The sequence below is a fragment of the Marinitoga sp. 1197 genome (assembly GCF_001021165.1).
Classification (GTDB): Bacteria; Thermotogota; Thermotogae; order Petrotogales; family Petrotogaceae; genus Marinitoga.
In genome coordinates, this window is the sequence record NZ_AZAY01000027.1 from 12,502 (window position 1) to 32,827 (window position 20,326).

Annotated in this window: 19 protein-coding genes; 17 read left to right on the forward strand and 2 right to left on the reverse strand. The window is 27.9% G+C overall.

What is annotated here, in order from left to right:
* Positions 1–44: 44 nt before the first annotated feature.
* The 11 genes from X275_RS08195 (at position 45) to rpsT (ending at position 10,635) form a co-directional block, all read left to right on the forward strand.
* Complete coding sequence (locus X275_RS08195; RefSeq protein ID WP_047268361.1) at positions 45–731, forward strand: hypothetical protein; 687 nt, start codon at positions 45–47, stop codon at positions 729–731.
* Complete coding sequence (gene fliI / locus X275_RS08200; protein ID WP_047268386.1) at positions 718–2,040, forward strand: flagellar protein export ATPase FliI; 1,323 nt, start codon at positions 718–720, stop codon at positions 2,038–2,040. The genes X275_RS08195 and fliI overlap by 14 nt, the downstream gene beginning before the upstream one ends.
* A gap of 138 nt (positions 2,041–2,178) precedes the next feature.
* Complete coding sequence (locus X275_RS08205) at positions 2,179–3,480, forward strand: carbohydrate ABC transporter permease (protein WP_047268387.1); 1,302 nt, start codon at positions 2,179–2,181, stop codon at positions 3,478–3,480.
* 12 nt (positions 3,481–3,492) lie between these two features.
* Positions 3,493–5,712: a carbohydrate ABC transporter permease gene (locus tag X275_RS11370; RefSeq protein WP_084825154.1), complete on the forward strand. Its 2,220-nt coding sequence runs from the start codon at positions 3,493–3,495 to the stop codon at positions 5,710–5,712.
* A gap of 2 nt (positions 5,713–5,714) precedes the next feature.
* Positions 5,715–6,059 (forward strand): hypothetical protein, encoded by a 345-nt coding sequence (locus tag X275_RS08215; protein WP_047268362.1) that lies wholly within the window; start codon positions 5,715–5,717, stop codon positions 6,057–6,059.
* Positions 5,986–6,747, forward strand: a complete 762-nt coding sequence (locus X275_RS08220) for a class I SAM-dependent methyltransferase (RefSeq protein ID WP_047268363.1) — start codon at positions 5,986–5,988, stop codon at positions 6,745–6,747. The genes X275_RS08215 and X275_RS08220 overlap by 74 nt, the downstream gene beginning before the upstream one ends.
* The gene (gene miaA, locus X275_RS08225) at positions 6,744–7,646 is read left to right on the forward strand and encodes a tRNA (adenosine(37)-N6)-dimethylallyltransferase MiaA (protein ID WP_047268364.1); all 903 of its coding nucleotides are present in this window, start codon (positions 6,744–6,746) and stop codon (positions 7,644–7,646) included. The genes X275_RS08220 and miaA overlap by 4 nt, the downstream gene beginning before the upstream one ends.
* A gap of 33 nt (positions 7,647–7,679) precedes the next feature.
* Positions 7,680–7,919, forward strand: coding sequence for an RNA chaperone Hfq (hfq, locus tag X275_RS08230; RefSeq protein ID WP_047266047.1), 240 nt, complete (start codon positions 7,680–7,682; stop codon positions 7,917–7,919).
* Between the two features lie 84 nt (positions 7,920–8,003).
* Positions 8,004–8,996 carry a M23 family metallopeptidase gene (locus X275_RS08235; protein ID WP_047268365.1) on the forward strand — a complete coding sequence of 331 codons (993 nt, stop codon included), beginning with the start codon at positions 8,004–8,006 and terminating at the stop codon, positions 8,994–8,996.
* Between the two features lie 129 nt (positions 8,997–9,125).
* The gene (metK, locus tag X275_RS08240) at positions 9,126–10,322 is read left to right on the forward strand and encodes a methionine adenosyltransferase (protein WP_047268366.1); all 1,197 of its coding nucleotides are present in this window, start codon (positions 9,126–9,128) and stop codon (positions 10,320–10,322) included.
* Between the two features lie 31 nt (positions 10,323–10,353).
* The gene (rpsT, locus tag X275_RS08245) at positions 10,354–10,635 is read left to right on the forward strand and encodes a 30S ribosomal protein S20 (RefSeq protein WP_047268367.1); all 282 of its coding nucleotides are present in this window, start codon (positions 10,354–10,356) and stop codon (positions 10,633–10,635) included.
* A 71-nt stretch (positions 10,636–10,706) separates the two neighbouring features.
* Here rpsT and X275_RS08250 read toward each other — a convergent pair whose 3' ends face one another.
* Positions 10,707–12,866, reverse strand: coding sequence for a metallophosphoesterase (locus tag X275_RS08250; protein WP_047268368.1), 2,160 nt, complete (start codon positions 12,864–12,866; stop codon positions 10,707–10,709).
* A gap of 202 nt (positions 12,867–13,068) precedes the next feature.
* Between X275_RS08250 and X275_RS11155 the strand changes: the two genes are divergently transcribed.
* The 4 genes from X275_RS11155 to sdaAA all read left to right on the forward strand — a co-directional run bounded on the left by X275_RS11155 (position 13,069) and on the right by sdaAA (position 17,473).
* Positions 13,069–13,734 carry a TetR/AcrR family transcriptional regulator gene (locus tag X275_RS11155; protein WP_052913758.1) on the forward strand — a complete coding sequence of 222 codons (666 nt, stop codon included), beginning with the start codon at positions 13,069–13,071 and terminating at the stop codon, positions 13,732–13,734.
* Positions 13,734–15,872: an efflux RND transporter permease subunit gene (locus X275_RS08260; RefSeq protein WP_047268369.1), complete on the forward strand. Its 2,139-nt coding sequence runs from the start codon at positions 13,734–13,736 to the stop codon at positions 15,870–15,872. The genes X275_RS11155 and X275_RS08260 overlap by 1 nt, the downstream gene beginning before the upstream one ends.
* A 91-nt stretch (positions 15,873–15,963) precedes the next feature.
* Positions 15,964–16,620, forward strand: a complete 657-nt coding sequence (sdaAB, locus tag X275_RS08265) for an L-serine ammonia-lyase, iron-sulfur-dependent subunit beta (protein ID WP_047268370.1) — start codon at positions 15,964–15,966, stop codon at positions 16,618–16,620.
* On the forward strand, positions 16,610–17,473 hold the full coding sequence (gene sdaAA / locus X275_RS08270) for an L-serine ammonia-lyase, iron-sulfur-dependent, subunit alpha (protein ID WP_047268371.1): 864 nt from the start codon (positions 16,610–16,612) through the stop codon (positions 17,471–17,473). Before sdaAB ends, sdaAA begins: the two co-directional genes overlap by 11 nt.
* Here the strand turns inward: sdaAA and X275_RS08275 are convergent, their stop codons facing one another.
* Positions 17,474–18,229, reverse strand: coding sequence for a patatin-like phospholipase family protein (locus tag X275_RS08275; RefSeq protein WP_052913760.1), 756 nt, complete (start codon positions 18,227–18,229; stop codon positions 17,474–17,476). It abuts the gene before it with no gap.
* A gap of 401 nt (positions 18,230–18,630) precedes the next feature.
* On the opposite strand from X275_RS08275, the gene nadX reads away from it, so the two are divergent.
* Both nadX and nadA read left to right on the forward strand, forming a co-directional pair.
* Complete coding sequence (gene nadX, locus X275_RS08280) at positions 18,631–19,383, forward strand: aspartate dehydrogenase (protein WP_047268372.1); 753 nt, start codon at positions 18,631–18,633, stop codon at positions 19,381–19,383.
* Between the two features lie 2 nt (positions 19,384–19,385).
* Positions 19,386–20,324, forward strand: coding sequence for a quinolinate synthase NadA (gene nadA / locus X275_RS08285; protein ID WP_047268373.1), 939 nt, complete (start codon positions 19,386–19,388; stop codon positions 20,322–20,324).
* Positions 20,325–20,326: the final 2 nt, after the last annotated feature.

Genomic DNA, 20,326 nt, shown 5'->3' on the forward strand with positions numbered 1-20,326 from the left:
ATCCGGTGAAATTATTATTGCTGGTGGAGGAGGAGAAGAATTAATTGTTTAATAGAAAAATAATCAAAGGACAGTATATTATTTTTGAATCACCAGAAAATACACAGGAATTAGAAAAAGAAAGTGCTGAAGAAATTGCAAAAAAAATTATTGAAGATGCTGAAAGAAAAGCCTCAGAAATAATAGAAAATGCAAAACATGAGGCAGAAAATATTGTTAACGAAGCTCATTTAGCCTATGCAGAGGAAATTGAAAAAGCAAGAAGAGAAGGCAAAGAGAGAGCAGAAAATGAGCTTAATTTATTGATTGAGCAATATTCACAACAGCTCAATCAATTATTGTCCTCTTTTGAAAAATCTATAAATTTAGAACTATACAATGTAAGAATGCTTTTATTTAATATATTAAAATTATTAGTCAATAAATTTCTGGATATTGAAATCTTATCTTCTCCAAAATGGATAGAAAATTCATTAAATAAAATTATAGAAAAATTTATTAATTTTAATAAAATAAAAATACATATTAGCTCTAATATTATAAATAATTACTCGCAATTGATAGAAAAATTTGACTCTCTGGATAATATTGAAATAATAGAAGACATCACTTTGCCGGATTTTTCTCTTTCTGTACATACGGATATGGGAAAAATTATTATTAATAAAGATAATATTATTAAGCAAGTTAATACTATAATCGAGGAAGAATTAAATGATGAAAGATTATAATGATATTTATGAAAATATAAACAAAAAAATTACCTCCTTAGATTTTTTTTCGCTGGAAGGAATTGTAGATAGAATCACAGGCGTTGTTATAGAATCCAGGGGACCAGATGTGTCTCTTGGTGATTTGTGTTCTATAACATTAAAAGATGGAAATACTGCACTATGTGAAGTTGTTGGTTTTGTTGGAAATAGAGTTTTATTAATGCCTTTTGAAGATGTTCATGGTCTTTATGTTGGAGCTAAAGTAAAAAAATTAAACAGAAAGGTATCAATTGGAATTACTCAAAATCTATTAGGAAGAGTTTTAGATGGAATAGGAAGACCAATAGATGGAAAGCCCCTACATATTGAAAAATATCGTTCTATATATTCTCCGCCTCCAAATCCTTTAATAAGAAATAAAATAGAAAAACCTTTATCTGTTGGAGTTAAAGCTATAGATGGATTAATAACTCTCGGGCAGGGTCAAAGGATTGGAATTTTTGCCGGTAGTGGTGTTGGAAAAAGCACATTATTGGGTATGATTGCAAGAAATACATCTGCTGATATTAATGTAATCTCATTAATAGGTGAGCGAGGAAGAGAGGTTAGAGAGTTTATTGAAAGAGATTTAGGAGAAGAAGGTTTAAAACGCTCAATTGTCGTCGTTTCAACTTCTGATCAACCAGCTTTGATGAGAACCAAAGCTTTACTCAGCGCAACCACTATTGCAGAATTTTTCAGAGATCTCGGATATAATGTTATGCTAATGGTAGATTCTTTAACACGTTGGGCTATGGCTCAAAGAGAAATAGGGCTTTCAATAGGCGAACCTCCAGCAACGCGAGGATATACTCCAAGTGTTTTTGCGGAATTACCTAAAATATTGGAAAGAGCCGGTAATTCTGATAAAGGTAGTATAACTGCAATTTATACTGTTCTGGTTGAAGGCGACGATTTTAATGAACCAATTTCTGATACTGTTAGAGGTATTGTAGATGGACATATTATTTTATCCAGAAGATTGGCAGAATCTTCGCATTATCCAGCGATAGATGTTTTATCAAGTATAAGCAGATTAATGTCATCTGTTGTTTCGGCCGAACACCTTGATGCTGCTTATACGGTTCGTGACATTATGGCAACATATAATGATGCAAAGGACTTAATAGAAGTTGGCGCATATAAAGAGGGAACTAGCAAAAAAATTGATATTGCAAAAAGGGAAATTGATAATATCAATGCTTTTCTAAAACAGGGAACATTTGAAAGACCTTCATTTGATGAAATAGTAAGTCAATTAATAAAATTAGCGAAAAAATTGAAATAAATGAAAATTGACTTTTTATTATTTAATATGGTAAAATAGGTGTTACAAAATTTTTAGTTGATTGGAGGAAAGTATATGCCAGCTGAGATTCTCATTCCTGTTATAGGCATCGTTATTGCTATATTATTGGCGATTTTTATGAAAGTATCCAAATACTTTCTTTCTCCACATGCATGGAGACGAACGCGTGAAAGTATAACTGCATATTTATATATTTTACCATCCATGATTATTTTATCTATTTTTGTCTTCTGGCCTATTATATATTCATTTGTTTTGAGTTTTTTTAAATGGGATTTTAAAAATCAAGCAAACCCTCAGTTTATAGGTTTTGACAATTATGCTCAACTTTTTAAATTAAAACATCCCGTTGATTTAACATTTAATGTTGCTTTTTTAGGTACTTTTTTTATAGTATTTTTTACAGCATATTTTTTGAATGCTTTATTGGATTTGAAAAGAATTCCTGATAAAAAAATTAAAAATTTTATAATTTTTAATTCTATTTTGGGATTATTTGCGTTTATTCTTTGGAATTATATTAATTATCAATTTCAATGGATTATATTTCTATGGCTCGCTTTTTCATATGTTGCAATTGCTGCAATGAAAAAAATAGAAGGAACACCCGATAAATTATTATTGAGATTAATATTATTTTTAATTATTTATATTGTAGGAATAAAATTTATAAAAATACCAGAAATTGTGAATTATTTAAGTATGGCAAAAGAAGAAGCTGACTTTTTGAAAGCCATATGGAATACAAGTTATTATGTCTTATTATCAATGCCTATAACAATATTTTTATCTTTAATAATAGCTTTATTGTTTTATCAAGAAATCAGAGGAAAAGTTGTTTTTAGAACTATATACTTTATACCTTTTGTAACTAGTGTTGTTGCCGTTTCATTAGTCTGGCAATGGATATTTAATGACAATGGTTTATTAAATTACATTCTGTCATTTTTCGGCGTAGATAAAGTTTTATGGTTAAAGGATGAAAAATGGACAATTCCAACAATAGCTATTATTTCCATATGGAAACTGGTAGGATATTACTCTATAATTTTCCTTGCAGGACTTCAAAATATAGATAAAAGTTATTATGAAGCTGCAGAGGTTGACGGCGCAACAACATGGCAAAAATTTGCTTATATAACATGGCCTTTGCTTTCTCCAACAACATTCTTTATTTTAATTGTTTCTATGATTGGTGCATTTAAAGTGTTCTCTGAAATTTTTGTTCTTTATTCAGGACTCCCAGGTCCATACAACAATAGTGGTTTGACAGTTGTTTATTATGTTTTTGAAAAATTCTATGGTGAACAGAGAATGGGACAGGCAAGTGCAGCTGCATATGTGTTATTTGGTATTATACTGATTTTTACCTTTATACAATTTGTAGCTGGGAAAAAACGTGTCCATTACGATTCTTAAGGGGGTCTTATAATGTCCTGGAATAAATTTGCTAATACTATGGGTACTTTAATTGTATATTTGTTGGTTATTGGTGGAGCTATTGTAATGGCAATGCCATTTGCCTGGATGGTTGTAACTTCATTTAAAACCGGTAGCGAAATAGCACAATGGCCACCAAGATGGACATCAAAAAATTTCAAATCTGAAATTTCAGTAAACATTAAAAATGTACCTTCAACAACACTTGGCAATCAGGGAAGTCTTAGTTTAGCTGAATTCAGAGCCTCTCAAAGTGGAGAGATATATAATCCGTATAAAAAGGTTTTTATCGTTGAAGATGATCCAATAAAAAGAGGTTTAGTTACCTTAACTTTTACAAAAATAAATTATGCTGATAATGAAAACATCAATACTTTAATTAAAGAAATAAAAGAATATAATGCTAAATTTCCTTTGATAAAAGAATTATCCAATAAAATAAATCTATTAAAAGAAAATCCACAAAGTTTTGAGAATTTTTATTTCGGCTTATATTCATCCTCAAATGGATTATTTAAAAAATCTCAAATATTAAAATCACTGGATAAAGAAATTAAAAATTCTATCAATTACATTGATAAATTTTTAAAGATTTCTTTAAATAGAGTCCCATATCTCAGAGTTAAAGATACTGATAACTCAGTAATAAAAAATGAAAAATTAAGAAAAAAGGATGAGTTAAAAAATTATCTTTTAAAATTAAAAAACAGTTTATCCGACGTATCTGCTTTAATAGAAAATTTTTCAAAAGGTACTGGAATAATTTCAAATGATGAAATTTCTCATATAATTGAAAAATTAAATTCTATCAATTTTGTATCATTCACTGATATGTATTTAAGAAATGTCAATAGATTACTGGAAAAAAATATTTATAATTCAATAATCTATAACAAAAATTCTTTGAAATTTAAAGCATTTTTTGAAAATAAATTTAATGATGTTCAAAAATATACCTCTAATGACTTAACAATACAATTCAAGGTTCCAACTAAAGAAATAATGAAAGCTAATTTCCTCAAAAAACTTGAATCATCAGATATACCAGATGAATTAAAAAATGAAATAGATAAAAATATCGATATATTAAAAATTAAAGATAACTTTGTATTAAATTTAGAACACGACTTTAATGACCAAGTATTATCTATTTTAAATATCAATTCAGAAGATTTATCGCGAGCATTGATGATAATCAGAAGTCTTTCTAAAATAAATAATGTAAATGTTGATAATATCAATAACTATTTAAATACTTTTGATCTTGACTTTATAAATGAAAAAAATATCGATAAATCAAAATTATTAAAACTGTCTAGCATCAGAAATGACTATAATAAAATCCTTGAAAAATTCAATAAGGTTTATTCAGATTCAATTTCCATAGTTAATTTAATTAAAGCACCTTCTTTTATTGATAAAGTTTATTATAGAAACTATTCTACTATTGAAATATATTATAAAGATTCATATGCTGTATGGTTTCTTGACGATATACCAACAATGAAAGCTAATTTTACGCCAACAGAAATCTTTTCAAATGTTTTTCAAAACTATGTTGATGCATGGAACGCTGCACCTTTTTCAAAATATTATATAAATACCTTATTCATGGCAACATCTACAACTATTCTTGAGATTATTATTGCATCAATGGCCGCTTTTGCATTTGCTAAACTTGAATTCTGGGGTAAAAATATTTTATTCACATTATTTTTAGCAACAATGATGGTTCCAGGGGAAGTTATGCTTGTTCCAAACTTTATAACAATAAGTAAATTTAGATGGCTTGATACATATTATGCATTAATAATACCGTGGATAGTCAGTGTATTTGCTATATTTTTATTAAGACAACAGTTTTTGACAATTCCAAATGATTTATGGGACGCTGCTAAAATAGATGGGAGTTCAAGCTGGCGATTCTTATGGACTGTTATGGTTCCTTTAAGTAAACCTGCATTAATTACAGGTGCTTTATTAAAATTTGTAGGAAGTTGGAATGCATTCTTATGGGTATTAATCGTTACCAAGTCTCCAGAAATGCGCACCTTAGCTGTAGGATTACAAACATTTACAACAGAATCCGGTACATTATATAATCTATTAATGGCTGCTTCGACATTCTCTGTAATTCCAATAATTATATTGTTTATTTTCATGCAAAAGTACTTCGTGGCAGGAATAGCACGTTCAGGATTGAAAGGATAAATATGGAAAGAAAAAAAATCATTGTCGGTAAAAAAAAGAAAAAAAGAAAAAATATTAATTTTGTAAAAGTTATAATACTATTTTCTATTATATTTGTTATAATATATTTCAGCATTCAAATGATTCGTATGCTATTCATTTATAATGAATTAGTAAATGAATATAAAAAAACTCGCAATGAATTTGAACATTTACAAAAACGTCTTTATGAAATAGAAAAAGAAAGGGATATGATAAAAAAATTATTAGAAGAAAAGGGTGTGACAATAGAAAATGGAAAAATTAATTATAACTACGTCCCACAAACCATCGAAGGAACAACTACAGCGAGCCAAACAACTCGCTAAAAAATATGGTTTAATATATAAAAACAGAAGACATTTAAAAACCGGTAATATATTCTTTGTTGTAGAAAAGAATTTAACCGTAAAAGTAAAAAAGAATGACTTTGAATTTTTCTTTCATCCTTCTATTGTAAAAATAAGAATGAAAAATTTTGTGTCAGATAAAAAAGATTATTTACTGAATAATTTAGAATTAAAAGGAAATGAAATTATTTTAGATTTAACTTTTGGTCTTGGTAGTGAAGCTTTATTAATTGCTTCTCAATTAGACAATGGAAAATTAATTGGTCTTGAAGGTTCATTCCCTATATATTTTGTTGTTAAAGAAAGTATAAATTATTATCCATATAAAATAAAATGGTTAAAAGAAGCTTCAAATAAAATTGAAGTAATAAATGATAATTATAAACACTTTATAAGAAATCAAAAGGATAAAAGTTATGATATTATATATTGTGATCCAATGTTTGAAAATCCCGTATTTGAATCTTCTGCGCTAAACCCATTGAGAAAGTTTGCTGTTTATGAAACATTAGAACCTTCAGACATCGAAGAAATGAAAAGAGTTGCAAAAAGTAAAGTTATTGTAAAAGCTCATGTAAAGGATTCTATATGGAATAAATATAAATTTGATAAAATTGACGGGAGCAAAAATTCAGGTGTGTTTTACGGGGTGATTTATATAAAATGAAAATACCTGTAATATTAGGTCCTACCGCAGTTGGCAAAACTGGAATTCTCACAGAGTTTGGAGATGATTTTGAAGTTGTATCTTGTGATTCAAGACAAATATATAAATATATGGACATCGGTACCGCAAAACCTACAAAATATGAACAGAAAAAAATCAAACATCATTTGATTGATTTTATAGAACCAAATCAATATTATAATGCATATATGTATAGATTAGATGCTTTAAAGAGTATTGAAGATATTTTAAATAGAGGAAAAATTCCAATAATATCAGGTGGAACTGGATTATATTTCGATTCTATATATAAAGGTTTTTTTGAATCACCGTCTTCGTTAACATTAAGAAGTTATTTAAGAAAATTAGAGGAAAAACAACCAGGAATCATAAGAGAAATATTAAAAGATGTTGATCCTGAAAGTTATTTAAGAATACATCAAAATGATTTAAAACGAAGTATCAGAGCTTTAGAAATATATATTATATCTGGAAAAAGAATGTCTGAATTAATAAAAAATCACAAAGCACATTCCCCCTATGAATTTAATATAATTATACTGGATAGAGATAGAAAAGAGCTTCATGAAAGAATAAATTTAAGAGTTGAATTAATGATAAAAAATGGATTAATTGATGAAGTAAAAAAACTAATTGACATGGGATATAACAAAAACTTAAATTCTTTGAATACTATTGGATATAAAGAAGTATTAGAATATATTGAGGGGAAATATGATTATGATAAAATGATACATCTTATAAAAAGAAATACAAGACGTTATGCCAGACGGCAGATTATATATTTTAGAGGATATGATAATGCAGTATGGATAAATTTATCAGAAGAAAAATATGTGATAAAGAAAATTAGAGATTTGATTTTTTTAAATTTATAATTAATTAAAATTCATCTTAAAGGGGGAGTTAAAATGGCTGAAAAATTTAATTTACAAGAAAGATTTTTAAATTTGTTGAGAACAAATAAAATTGAATGTAAAATTTACTTTGAAGGCGGATTTCAAACAACTGGTTTTATAAAATCCTTTGATAATTTTACCATATTACTGGAAAAAAAAGGACAGCAATCGCTTGTATATAAACATGCGATAAAAATGATTGTACCAATGAAATATGTAAGATTATTCCAGCAAGATAACAGTGGACAATAAGCTTAATTTATAATAATAGAATAATCAATTTTATCCAGAAGATTTTTCTTCTGGATAGTTGAGTATATATTTAGGAGGTATGTTATGAAAAAATTATTTATTATTTTGATTATTCTTTTTAGTTTCGTTTTATCTTTTTCACAAAGATTCTTACCACCAGTAAAAGATTCATATCTTACTTCATCTTTTGGAGAATACAGAGATACTGGGGATAAACCTCATTTTCACCTTGGTATTGATTTTTCATCATTTTCAAGAATTGGATATCCTGTAAATGCAGCTGCTGATGGTTATGTATATAAGATATGGTTAAACCACAAAGTTTATGGAAATACTATTTTTCTATATCATCCAGATTATGATTTAATAACTGTTTATGCACATTTAAATTCGTTTAAAGGTATACTATCCGAAATTGCTAATTCTGTAATCAGCGAGGTTGGAAATACTTTTGCAGAAGTTAAATTTCCTGAGGATGAAATTAGAGTATCAAAAGGTGAAGAAATTGCCTATTCAGGAAAATCTGGAGAAGCAGAAGTTCCACATGTGCATTTTGAAGTTAGAGAACTCAGAAAATCTGGAAATGAAGAAATTGAAATTGTTAGAGACGCTTTAGAATTTGTTGATTATATTGAAATGAGACCAAGGAAATTAGAAGCTCTTGAAATCAGGTCAAATAATAGAACATTTAAATTACTTGAAGATCAAATTACTGAAATTCCATTTGCTACTCTTCCAAAATTAGAAGTAAAAGCTGATGAAAAAATTGGAAATAATACGAAAATTATTCCAAGAAAAATTTCCCTACGCGTAAACGATGAGCTTGTTTATGAAATTGAATTTGATGCTATTAGAGCAGATGAAATGTATTCAGCCAATACTGTTTTTGGATATGGATCAAATATTTTTACGTACTGGCTTAAGTTATATTCATCATCATTCATAACTCCTATTAAAGTAAATAGATGGAATGAAATTGCATTTACATTAAAAGATAGAAATCCTGCTGAATTAATTCTTGAAGATATATGGGGAAGTGTAAAAGTTTATAAATTAGTATTGGTAAAAGAAATGTAACTTAAAATACAATAGATTTTATTTTAAAATTAATTTTATATAAGTCTATTGATGTATATTTTTGGTATAATAGTAATCTGGATATCGATTAAATTATAATATAATTAAAAATTAAAAGGAGGAAGAAAATTGAAAAAAAGACTTTTCACAAGTGAAAGTGTTACTGAAGGGCACCCAGATAAAGTTGCTGACCAAATTTCAGATGCAATATTAGATGCTTTATTAGAAAAAGATCCATTTTCAAGAGTTGCTGTTGAAACATTAGTAACAACTGGTGTTGCAATGGTAGCTGGAGAAATTTCGACAAAAGCATATGTTGATATACCCAAAATTGTAAGACAAACAATTTTAGAAATTGGATATACACGAGCAAAATATGGTTTTGACGGTGAAACATCTGCTGTTTTAGTTTCAATTGATGAACAATCACCAGATATTGCTATGGGTGTAGATAAAGCATTAGAAGCTAAAAGTGGAGAAATAAAGGATGAAGACCCCTATGAAAAGTTAGGTGCTGGAGATCAGGGAATTATGTTTGGTTATGCTACAAATGAAACTCCAGAATTAATGCCATTACCTATAGTTTTAGCTCATAAATTGGCATACAGATTATCAGAAGTTAGAAAAAATGGTACATTGAAATTTTTAAGACCTGATGGGAAAACACAGGTTACTGTAGAATATGATGAAAATGGTAAACCTATTGAAGTTGAGACTGTATTAATCTCTACACAACATGAACCAGATTTTACTATAGAAGAAATAAGAGAAGCATTAATTGAACATGTAATAAAACCTATTATTCCAGAAAATTTATTGACAAAAAATACAAGAATTCTGGTTAATCCAACTGGAAGATTTGTGTTAGGTGGTCCTCATGCTGATACCGGTTTAACAGGAAGAAAAATAATAGTCGATACATATGGTGGTTGGGTGCCACATGGAGGAGGAGCATTCTCTGGTAAAGATCCAACAAAAGTTGATAGATCCGCTCATTATATGGCTCGATATGTTGCAAAAAATATAGTAGCTGCTGGATTAGCTGATGAAGTTATGATTCAATTAGGTTATGCTATTGGTGTAGCGAAACCTGTTTCTATCTTAATTGATACCAAAGGAACTGCTAAAGTTGATGAAGAAAAATTATACAACGTTGTAACTGAAATGTTTGATTTTAGACCTGGTGCTATTATTAAAAATTTAGATTTATTAAAGCCAATGTATAAAAAGACCGCTGCTTATGGACATTTTGGAAGAAATGATGTAGAATTTCCATGGGAAAAGACCGATAAGGTTAATGAATTAAAAGCTGCATTTGGATTATAATAATAAAATAATATAAAGGAGGAATTTTAACGTGCCAAATGTAAAATCTGCTAAAAAAAGAGTAAGACAAACAGCTAAAAGAAGATTGAGAAACAAAAGTTATAAAACAAGAGTTAAAAACTCTATCAAAAAGGTATTATTAGCTATTGAAGAAAAGCAGGAAAAAGAAGTTTTAAATGAATTGTTAAGCAATGCTTTCTCTGTTATAGACAAAGCTGCTAAAAAAGGTGTTATACATAGAAATAACGCAAATAGAAAAAAAGCAAGATTGACAAAAAGAGTTAAAGAATATTTAGGCGAAACTGAAAAGTAATAAAAAACTTCCCGAGAACATCGGGAAGTTTTTTTTACATATAAATATTCTCATTTAAAAGTTTTATTATTTTAATATTTATTTAGTACAAAATGATCAAGAATTACATTAACAGGAATAAATCCATCTTCTTTCTTCTTATCTGTTTGTTGTGCAACACCTTTAACAAGAACTTTTACCTGATTTTCTGTAACTATAACTTCTACATAGTGATGAAGTCCTGTAATATCTTTTGTTGTAAATGGATATTTTTCATCATAAGATTTAACCTTTGAATATAATGGAGCTCCACCTCCACCTGTAACTATATAATTAATTTTGTTATTGGTAAATCTTTCATACATATGGAAATGACTGTTAAATACAATATCAACACCATATTTTTCAAATACAGGTTTCCAATAATTAATAGTTGGACTTACAGGTTCTACGCCATACTCAGTACAATTCGTCCAGAAAGGTTCGTGGAAAAATACAAATTTCCATTTCGAATTTTTATTCTTTTCTAAATCATTGATTAACCATTGAGTTTCTCTTTCCATTCCTTCTTTATCTTTCTGCATTAATAATACATCAGCATCTAAAACTATAAAATGAGCATCTCCATAATTAAACGAATAATATTGTTCATTATAATCTCCGCCACCTTGTGGTGTAACAAATGAGCTGAAATAATATTTTGAATTATATTCATGATTTCCTAAAACGGGATAGAATGGTGAATTGGCTGCTATATTCTTTATTGCCCAGAAAAATCCATCCCAATCACTCATAATTCTTCCATCCATTACAAGATCCCCAACATGAACAACAAAATCTGGATTTTCCTCTGCTATTTTATCAGCAACTATTCTATGTCTTTTATTATATGTTCTTGTATCCGCATATACTACAAATTTAAATTCTTTTACTTTTTCAGAAACTGTTTTAAATGTATAAGTTTTTGTTGTTACCCCCTTTGCTGCACCATCTTCAACTATTAATTTATATGTATATTCTTTTCCAGATTCTAACCCTTTTATTTCTAAATGATGTAATACACTTTCATTATTATCTTCATATACTTTTCCATTAACAACCACTTTTCCTTTTGCTGGAACAAGTGTTTTCCAATTAACATATACACTATCTTTAGATACATCTGAAAGATATGGACCCCATAATACTTTATTTTCTTCTGCATATTTTCCAACAACAGTCGCTGCATTCACACTTTCTTCACCTTTAACTATTATCTCAGTTGATTTTATTGTATTCATACCTGGTAAGTCGATCTTAACTGTATAATTTCCTTTTTTAGCAGGAAATGTATATTCTCCATTTTCATTAGTATATGCAACAATATATAATGTTCCATTCTTATCATATATATTAACTTTTGTATCTTTTATTGGTTTTCCATTCTCAAAAGTAGCTTTTCCTTTAACCAAAGTATATTCAACACTTCTTAAATCAAATGCTGTTTTTAATAATGAAGACAAATCTTTACCAACCATGAATATTCTTTGAAATGTTACTTTTTCCCCATTTTTTATAGAAACTGTTTTAATTTCTGGATCTGCAAAAATATAGGAAATATGTATATCTCTTAATTTTCCTTCTTCGCCAGTTTCTGTTGTAGTAACACCATAAGCAATTTCATCACCTTGTGCTCCTAACAAATCTGTATCTATTCTATTTACTTTATAACCGAGACCAAATGTAAATGGTCTTGCATATCCAAAAAATGTTGCGTCTCCCAAAATCATTTTATCTATATCTTTTCCACTTTGATTTTCAAGAGTTGTTTTCATTATTAAATAATTTACACCAGGTAATAGCATATATGTAGAGGTAATTTTAACTCCTGGTATGTCAGAATGATGACCTACTAATTTTAATACTGCAGGTCCTCCATCAGAACCATTATTCAAAACAAATACATTTTCATAAATTGCTTGTTTTGGCCAACCAAAATATGTATGCATTTCATCAAATTGATCTTCTCCACCTAAATAAATAGCATCAAGAAGATTTCCTCCAGACTTCATATATCCGTGGTAATTGCCAAGATTACCGATTAAAAATTCAACCTTTTCATTGGATAAAATATAATCTCCAACCTTACCATCTGCAGCTGGTCCTGGTAATAATTGACTCTTATCCATAATTTTGAATGCTTTAGCATTTGGAAATACAGATACAGCTAATAAAACTACTAACATCAATAAAATATATAACTTTTTATGCACTTTAATACCCCCTTTTTGAATGATAATATATATATACATATATATTATATGTATGCAAAATATAATGCTACACCTTTTTATTCGTTTTGTCAAATATAAAAAACGCTATCTAAATCCTTTGAGATTATTTAAATATAATTATTTCTTATTAATAAATAAAATTTATTTTTTTAAAAATATACTTTAACCTCCTCTATAGGAATTGACAAAAATAAAAAAAAAGAGTATAATAAAATCGAACGAACGTTCGATTGGGGGTGATTATATCGAAAGCATTAAAGAAAGAATTTTTAAAAGTGCTGTGGATTTATTTTTTAAAAAGGGATTTGAAGCTACTGGGGTTAGAGAAATTGCAAAAAAAGCAAATGTTAGTATATCCATGATTAATTATCATTTTGGATCAAAAAAAGGAATTTTAAAAGAAATTATAGAAGTATTTTTTTCTCGAATGAACGAACTGCTTGAAAATGAACATATAATAGAAAAAGATTTTGAAAAGAGATTACGTCTTGCAATAAAATCTTTAATTCAGGCTTTAAGAGAAAATGAAAAACTGTTTAAAATTATAATGATTTATATTCCAGAAAGTGAAAATGAACTTTTGAACCTGCGAACAAAAAAACTTAAAAATATAATTTTCAAAAAAGTACTACAAGATAAATTTAAAAAGGAGAATAAAAATATACGATATGATATCATCGGTCCAGCTTTAAGTGGTATGATTTTTTCACATTTTTTATTAAAAGATTTAATTCCTCAAATTGTAGAAACTAAAATAGATGATGATTTTTATAAAATATATCCTGATTATATAGCAGATATATATTTATATGGTGTTTTGAAAAAATTTGAAGAGGAGTTGGAATAATGGAAAAGTATATTGATTTTTTGTTCAAAAATAAGAAAAAACTACTATTTTTGCTTGGAATTATCAATTTAATTGCCTTAATTGGTTTGTTTCACATAAAAATAAATGTAGATATGAAAACATTTTTACCTACAGACTCAAATTATATAAAAAGTTATGATCTAATAGAGAAAAAATACGATCTATCAGATCAATTAATTGTAATGCTAGAAATTGAAAAAAATCCACTTGAAGATATAAATACATATAAAAAAATCTGGCAACTTCAAAGAGATATTGAAAAAATAAATGGTGTTAATTTTATATCGAGTTTATTTCCACAATCATTACCTGGTTATAACATTAAAAATGCTGATGATATAAATATTTCTTTTTTAAATAGATTAAATCAGATAACATTATTTAAAGAAAAATTTTTAAAAGTGAAAAATAATAAATATTATACATTATTGACAATACCATTAAAAAGTGAAGATTTTAAAGTTGTGGATGAGATTGAAAAAAAATTAAAAGATGTGACATATTATAGTGCAGGTACACTTTTTTTTACAAAAAAACTCTTTGATTATTTATTTAACATGGTTATATTCCTGCCGCCTTTTGCATTTATTGTTATGTTATTTATATTCTCAATGCAATTGGGTTCAAAAAAGGTTGCTTTTTTTTCTGTAATTCCAGCAGGTTTAGGTGCTCTATGGACAATGGGATTAATGGGATGGTCTGGAAAAGAAATGGGAATATCCACAATCTTAGTTCCAATATTTACAATAATAATGGGTAGCGCCGATGGTATGCATTTTTTAACACATTTTATAGAATATAGAGAAAATGGGTTAAATAAAAGACTCGCAATAATAGAAACATTACGAAGTACTGGAATTGCTATGATTATGACAACAATAACAACAATTATAGGTTTTATATCAATGGTATTTATTAATTCCAATATGATGAAAGAAATGGGAATATGGTCTTCATTTGGTATAGGTTTTGCTGGAATTGCAACCTTATATATTTTACCTTTGATTATTTCTGGCAATGTTGAATTAAAAAGAAAAAGACCACATATGTTTAACGTTGATTTTACAAAAAAATTATGGAATAAAAAAGGTATTTTTGTATTTATAATCATTATATTATTTTTTGTTTTTCTCATTCCAACTATAAATATCAAATTTGATCAAATCTCCATGTTTAAAAACTATACCAAAGTAAGAAAAGACTATGAAAAATTGAAAAATATTTTTGATTTTAATATACCTATAATGGTAGATTTTGAAACAGCAAAAGAACCACTTGATAAGATTTATTATAAAGAGATGAAAACTTTAGAGAAAAGTCTATCAAATACAATAAATGAATTTAATTACCCCCAGGATTTTCTTGAAATAATGGGAAAAGAATTCTTTAAATTCAAAACATACCCAAATCCCATACAAATTTTAATAATAAAAAATGCTGTAAAAAATAACCCATCAATTCCTTTATTTGATCTCACAAAAGGTAAAAGTTATTTAGGTATTATAATAACAAAAGATAATTCAGAAAATACTTTAAAAATGGTAAAAAATATCATAAATAAGCTCAAAGCGAAAGAAATATTTAAAAATATAAACGTTACTGGAATGGGATATGTCTTTGATGAAATGAATACAACAGTATTAAACAGTCAGGTTAAAAGTATATTTTTAAGTGTATTTCTGGTATTTATTTCCGTATTTTTCATGATTAGAAAATTAAAAACATCATTTTTTGCAATTTTACCCTTAATAGGTGCTTTGATCGTTGAATTTGGAACAATGGCATTATTGAAAATTCCTTTAAATATTCAAAGTGCTTTAATGGCGAATATAACAATAGGTGTCGGTGTAGATTACGCTATACATATGATAGGAACATATAGGTACTATAAAAATAAGGTAAAAAATCCTATTGAAAAAACATTTGATGTTGTACAGAAACCTATTATGGCAAATGCTCTTGGCCTGGCTTTTGGACTTTCAGTATTGAATGCTTCACCATTCACATTCCATACATACTTATCAATTATAATGTGGGTTGGCATGCTAAGTGCTTCCTTATTTACATTAATATTATTACCAAATCTATTAAAGCTTGATAAAAAAATCTCCCGATAAAGGGAGATTTTTTTATTGTATTAATAATTGAGCATTTTTATTCTTAACATGGTATAATAATATAGAAACTATTAATTTTTGAGGTGATTTTATGTCTATGTTGGATGTTGTTGGCCCGGTAATGGTTGGTCCATCGAGTTCTCATACACTAGGAGCATTAAAAATATCCCGATTTGCTTATAAATTGTTTGGTGAAAAACCCGATAATGTTGAGTTTTTTTTACATGGATCCTTTTCAAAAACATATCTGGGTCATGGTACAGATAGAGCTTTAATTGCCGGCATTTTAGGATTAAGAGAGTATGACTATGAAATAAAAAACGCATATGACCTTGCCAAAAGAAAAAATTTAAAATATAAATTTATAGAAGCAGATTTAGGGGATGTTCATCCAAATACATTATTAATTAGAATGAAAAAAGGAGATAAAATGAATGAAGTTCAGGGAAGTTCAATTGGCGGAGGTTCTATTAAAATAACAAAAATAAACGGCGTTGATTGTGATTTATCAGGAGATTATAATACATTAATAATTGTTAATAAAGATGTGAAAGGTGCGTTAGAAAATATTTTAAAATTAATCCAGGTTAATGTTGCCAATCTTTATTTAAAAAGAACGAATATTCTGGAAGGACGTGCTTTAACCATATTAGAACTTGACGAGAAACCAACCAATTTTAATGAGCTGGAAAATTTAGAATGCGTCATTAAATATTTTTATGTTGGAAGTGATAATAGTGACATTTAAACATATTCTGGAAATGTGGAAAGAAACTAATATTCCATTTGATGAAATAATTTTAACTGAAGAAATGGTTGAAACAGGTATGGATCCTGTTATAATAAAAAATAACCTGAAAAGATTGGTTGAAGTTATGATAACAGAAGCAGAAAAAAATTATGGAAAAAAACATGAAAGTTTGACGGGATTAACAGGAAATAATGCATCTAAATTGATAAATCACAATCCAAAAATATTGGGGGAATTTAATTATGTAGCAACTATAACTGCATTATCAACAGCAGAAAACAATGCATCGATGGGAAGAATAGTAGCATGTCCAACAGCTGGTTCATGCGGAGTTGTTCCTGCAATATTATTTGCCTTAAAAAAAGTTCACAATGCCAAAATGGAAGACATAGTTTCATCATTTATAATTAGTGGTGCAATAGGTAATATTATTGCTAAAAAATCTACAATTTCCGGTGCTGCTGGCGGGTGTCAGGCTGAAATTGGAACAGCAGCGGCAATGGCATCTGCTGCTTTAACCTATTATTTTTCAAAAGATGCTGAAAAATGTGGCCACGCTGCATCATTAGCATTAAAATCATTAATGGGACTTGTTTGTGATCCTGTAGGTGGGTTTGTTGAAATTCCGTGTGTAAAAAGAAATGCATCAGCAGCTAACGTAGCAATTACTACAGCTGAAATGGCATTAGCTGGGATAGAAAGTGTCATACCATTTGATGAAGTTGTAGATGCAATGTATAGGGTTGGAAAAATGATGCATGAAGATTTAAGAGAAACGGGAAATGGTGGAATTGCGACTACACCTACAGCACAAAAATTAGTGGAAGATATTAAAAAGAGATGGAAATAATCATTTCCATCTCTTTAATTTATTTTCGGAATCTTTATAACCCAAATCTATTAATTTTTTGGAATACTCACCTGAAAAATTCAAAGGAAATGGAACTGAATCTGAAGGTCTTATTATGATTACATTTTTCTTTGTTAATAAAAATGTAATTAATAACCAATCTGTTGGGTTATCTATTACTGGAAATACGCCTATTATTTTATCATATCCATATTTCTCTGCCAACAATGCCGGATATACATTTGAAAATACTCCACCATCTGTATATTTCTTTCCTTCTATTTCAATTGCTCCAAATAACGGATAACTTGCACTAGCGAATATATAATCTACCATTCTTCCTTTCATTTCATTCTTTCTGACAAAAACAGGTTTAAAATCTGTTATATTAAATGCTAGTATCCCATAATCATATCTTGAATTCAATATTAATTCTTCAGATATTATCGTATTTAAAAAAGTATAAAGAGGTGAAGGGTCAAAAATAAAAGGCTTTAACTTTTTACTATGATCTTTTATATCAAGATCAAAAACTTTTTCTGCGTTTATATTTTTCCATAATTCTTCAACTTTATCCAATTTTCCCATAACAAACCCTGCACCATTCAACGCACCTGCTGAAACTCCATATATTCCATCTATTTTAATGTTATTTTCAATAATATATTTTAAAATTCCAATTTCATAGGCTCCAGCTGCACCTCCACCACCCAGAACAAGTAAAGTTTTTGAAAATATTATTGTGAAAAATATCATTATATATAATATATATGTGGTTAGTAATTTTTTATTATAAATTTTATCACTCCCCTTAATTTTTATAAATATATAAATATTATAACATATTTATATATTTGTTTATTATTCATTACGAAATTTTTTTCTATTGACAAAAATTTACAGTTGTTGTATAATAAAGTAAAAGGTGTCCAAAAAGTCAAATTCACTCAGGCAGCTCGATTGCTTATCCTTAAAATTATTCATTCTCAGCCGTCGCTCAGATTTTTCATCCATGAAAAAGCTTCACTCAAAAAAACGTCCTGTTTTTTTGACGGCTTTCATTCATAATTTTAAGGCAATCTTCGAGCCTTCATTTCATTTTAGACTTTTTAGACAGTCTTTATAATAAAGTATAATAAAGACATGGAGGCGATATTTTGAAAGTATTTCTTTTAGGAGCGGGAAATTCTGCAAAAATTATTCTGGATGAATTGGATTTCGAAAAGGTTTATGTATATGATAAAAATTTCAAACAATTTGAAAAACTAAAAGAGATACATAATGAAATCGAATATTTAGATATTAAAAACTTAGAAACTACTGATGTTGATTATATCATAGAAGTAGCTTCTGTTGAAGCATTAAAGAATTATGGACTAAAACTCCTTGATATGAATAAAAATTTAATTGTCTTAAGCACAGGCGCTTTTGCAGATAAAACTTTTAGATATAATTTTGTGAAAAAATTAAATAACAAAAATATTAATGTTTACGTTGTATCTGGAGCAATCGGTGGAATTGATCTAATAAGAACTATAAGCAATAAAATAAATACAATCACATTAATAACCCGAAAAACACCAAAAAGTCTTGGAATTGATATTACAAAAGAAAAAATAATTTTTGAAGGTAATTCAATAGAAGCTATTGAAAGATTTCCTAAAAATATAAATGTTGCTGTTACGCTGGCATTGGCAATAAAAAATTTTGAAAAGGTAAAAGTTAAAATTATAGCAGATCCTTTTATTGAAAGAAATGTACATTCAATAGAAATAAAATCAGAGGTTGGAAATTATACCTTTAAATTTGAAAATTATCCATCAAAAAATCCAAAAACCAGTTATCTGGCACCATTATCTATAGTTGGATTATTGAAAAACATTCACTCAAATTTCAAAATAGGAGGATAAAAATGATAACAGAAACTGTTGTTGAAAAAGATTTTTTAATAAAAAAAATAAAAGAGTTAAAAAAGAAAAAGGATTATACAATATTAGCCCATAATTATCAAATTGATGAATTACAGGATTTAGCAGATATAACAGGGGATTCATTACAACTTGCAAAACTTGCAACAGAAATAGAAAACGATAAAATACTATTTCTTGGTGTGGATTTCATGGCAGAAACATTGAAAATATTAAACCCAGAAAAAAAGATATTAGTTCCAACAACAGGAGCCACATGTCCAATGGCAAATTCTCTAACACCAGAAATAATAAAAGAATATAAAAAAAGATTTTCAAATGCTCCTGTTGTATTATATGTAAACAGCACTGCAGAATGCAAAGCACTTGCTGATTACACATGTACATCAGCCAATGCCGTTGATGTGGTAAAAAAAATAGATGCAGATACAATATTATTTGGTCCAGATAAAAACCTTGGTTCATATGTCGCAGAAAAAACTGGGAAAAAAATTATTCCAATTCCTGGTGGAACGGGATATTGTTATGTACATAATAGATTTTCAACAGAAGATGTAAAAATAGTAAAAGAAAAGTATCCAAACGCAAAAATAATAATACATCCAGAGTCGCCTAAAGAAGTGAGAGATTTATGTGAATATATTGGCAGTACAGGTCAGATGATGAAATTTCCAGAAACAGATGGATCCAATGAGTTTATAATTGGAACAGAAATTGGAATGATTCATAAGTTGCAAAAAACATTTAAAAATAAAAAATTCTATCCATTAAAAGAATTAGCAATATGTAATAATATGAAGAAAAATAATCTGAAAAATGTATATCTTTCTTTATTGAATGAAGAACATGAAATTACCTTACCACAAGAAATTATAGAAAAGGCAAAAATTCCAATTCTAAACATGTTTAAAATAATGGAGTGATT

Coding starts and splice junctions, on each gene's coding strand:
- hfq (WP_047266047.1), top strand. CDS start 7,680: ATGGCTGAAAAATTTAATTTACAAGAAAGATTTTTAAATTTGTTGAGA.
- X275_RS08260 (WP_047268369.1), top strand. CDS start 13,734: ATGGAAAAGTATATTGATTTTTTGTTCAAAAATAAGAAAAAACTACTA.
- X275_RS11370 (WP_084825154.1), top strand. CDS start 3,493: ATGTCCTGGAATAAATTTGCTAATACTATGGGTACTTTAATTGTATAT.
- X275_RS08220 (WP_047268363.1), top strand. CDS start 5,986: ATGGAAAAATTAATTATAACTACGTCCCACAAACCATCGAAGGAACAA.
- X275_RS08235 (WP_047268365.1), top strand. CDS start 8,004: ATGAAAAAATTATTTATTATTTTGATTATTCTTTTTAGTTTCGTTTTA.
- sdaAB (WP_047268370.1), top strand. CDS start 15,964: ATGTCTATGTTGGATGTTGTTGGCCCGGTAATGGTTGGTCCATCGAGT.
- X275_RS08275 (WP_052913760.1), bottom strand. CDS start 18,229: ATGATATTTTTCACAATAATATTTTCAAAAACTTTACTTGTTCTGGGT.
- miaA (WP_047268364.1), top strand. CDS start 6,744: ATGAAAATACCTGTAATATTAGGTCCTACCGCAGTTGGCAAAACTGGA.
- X275_RS08205 (WP_047268387.1), top strand. CDS start 2,179: ATGAAAGTATCCAAATACTTTCTTTCTCCACATGCATGGAGACGAACG.
- nadA (WP_047268373.1), top strand. CDS start 19,386: ATGATAACAGAAACTGTTGTTGAAAAAGATTTTTTAATAAAAAAAATA.
- X275_RS08215 (WP_047268362.1), top strand. CDS start 5,715: ATGGAAAGAAAAAAAATCATTGTCGGTAAAAAAAAGAAAAAAAGAAAA.
- fliI (WP_047268386.1), top strand. CDS start 718: ATGAAAGATTATAATGATATTTATGAAAATATAAACAAAAAAATTACC.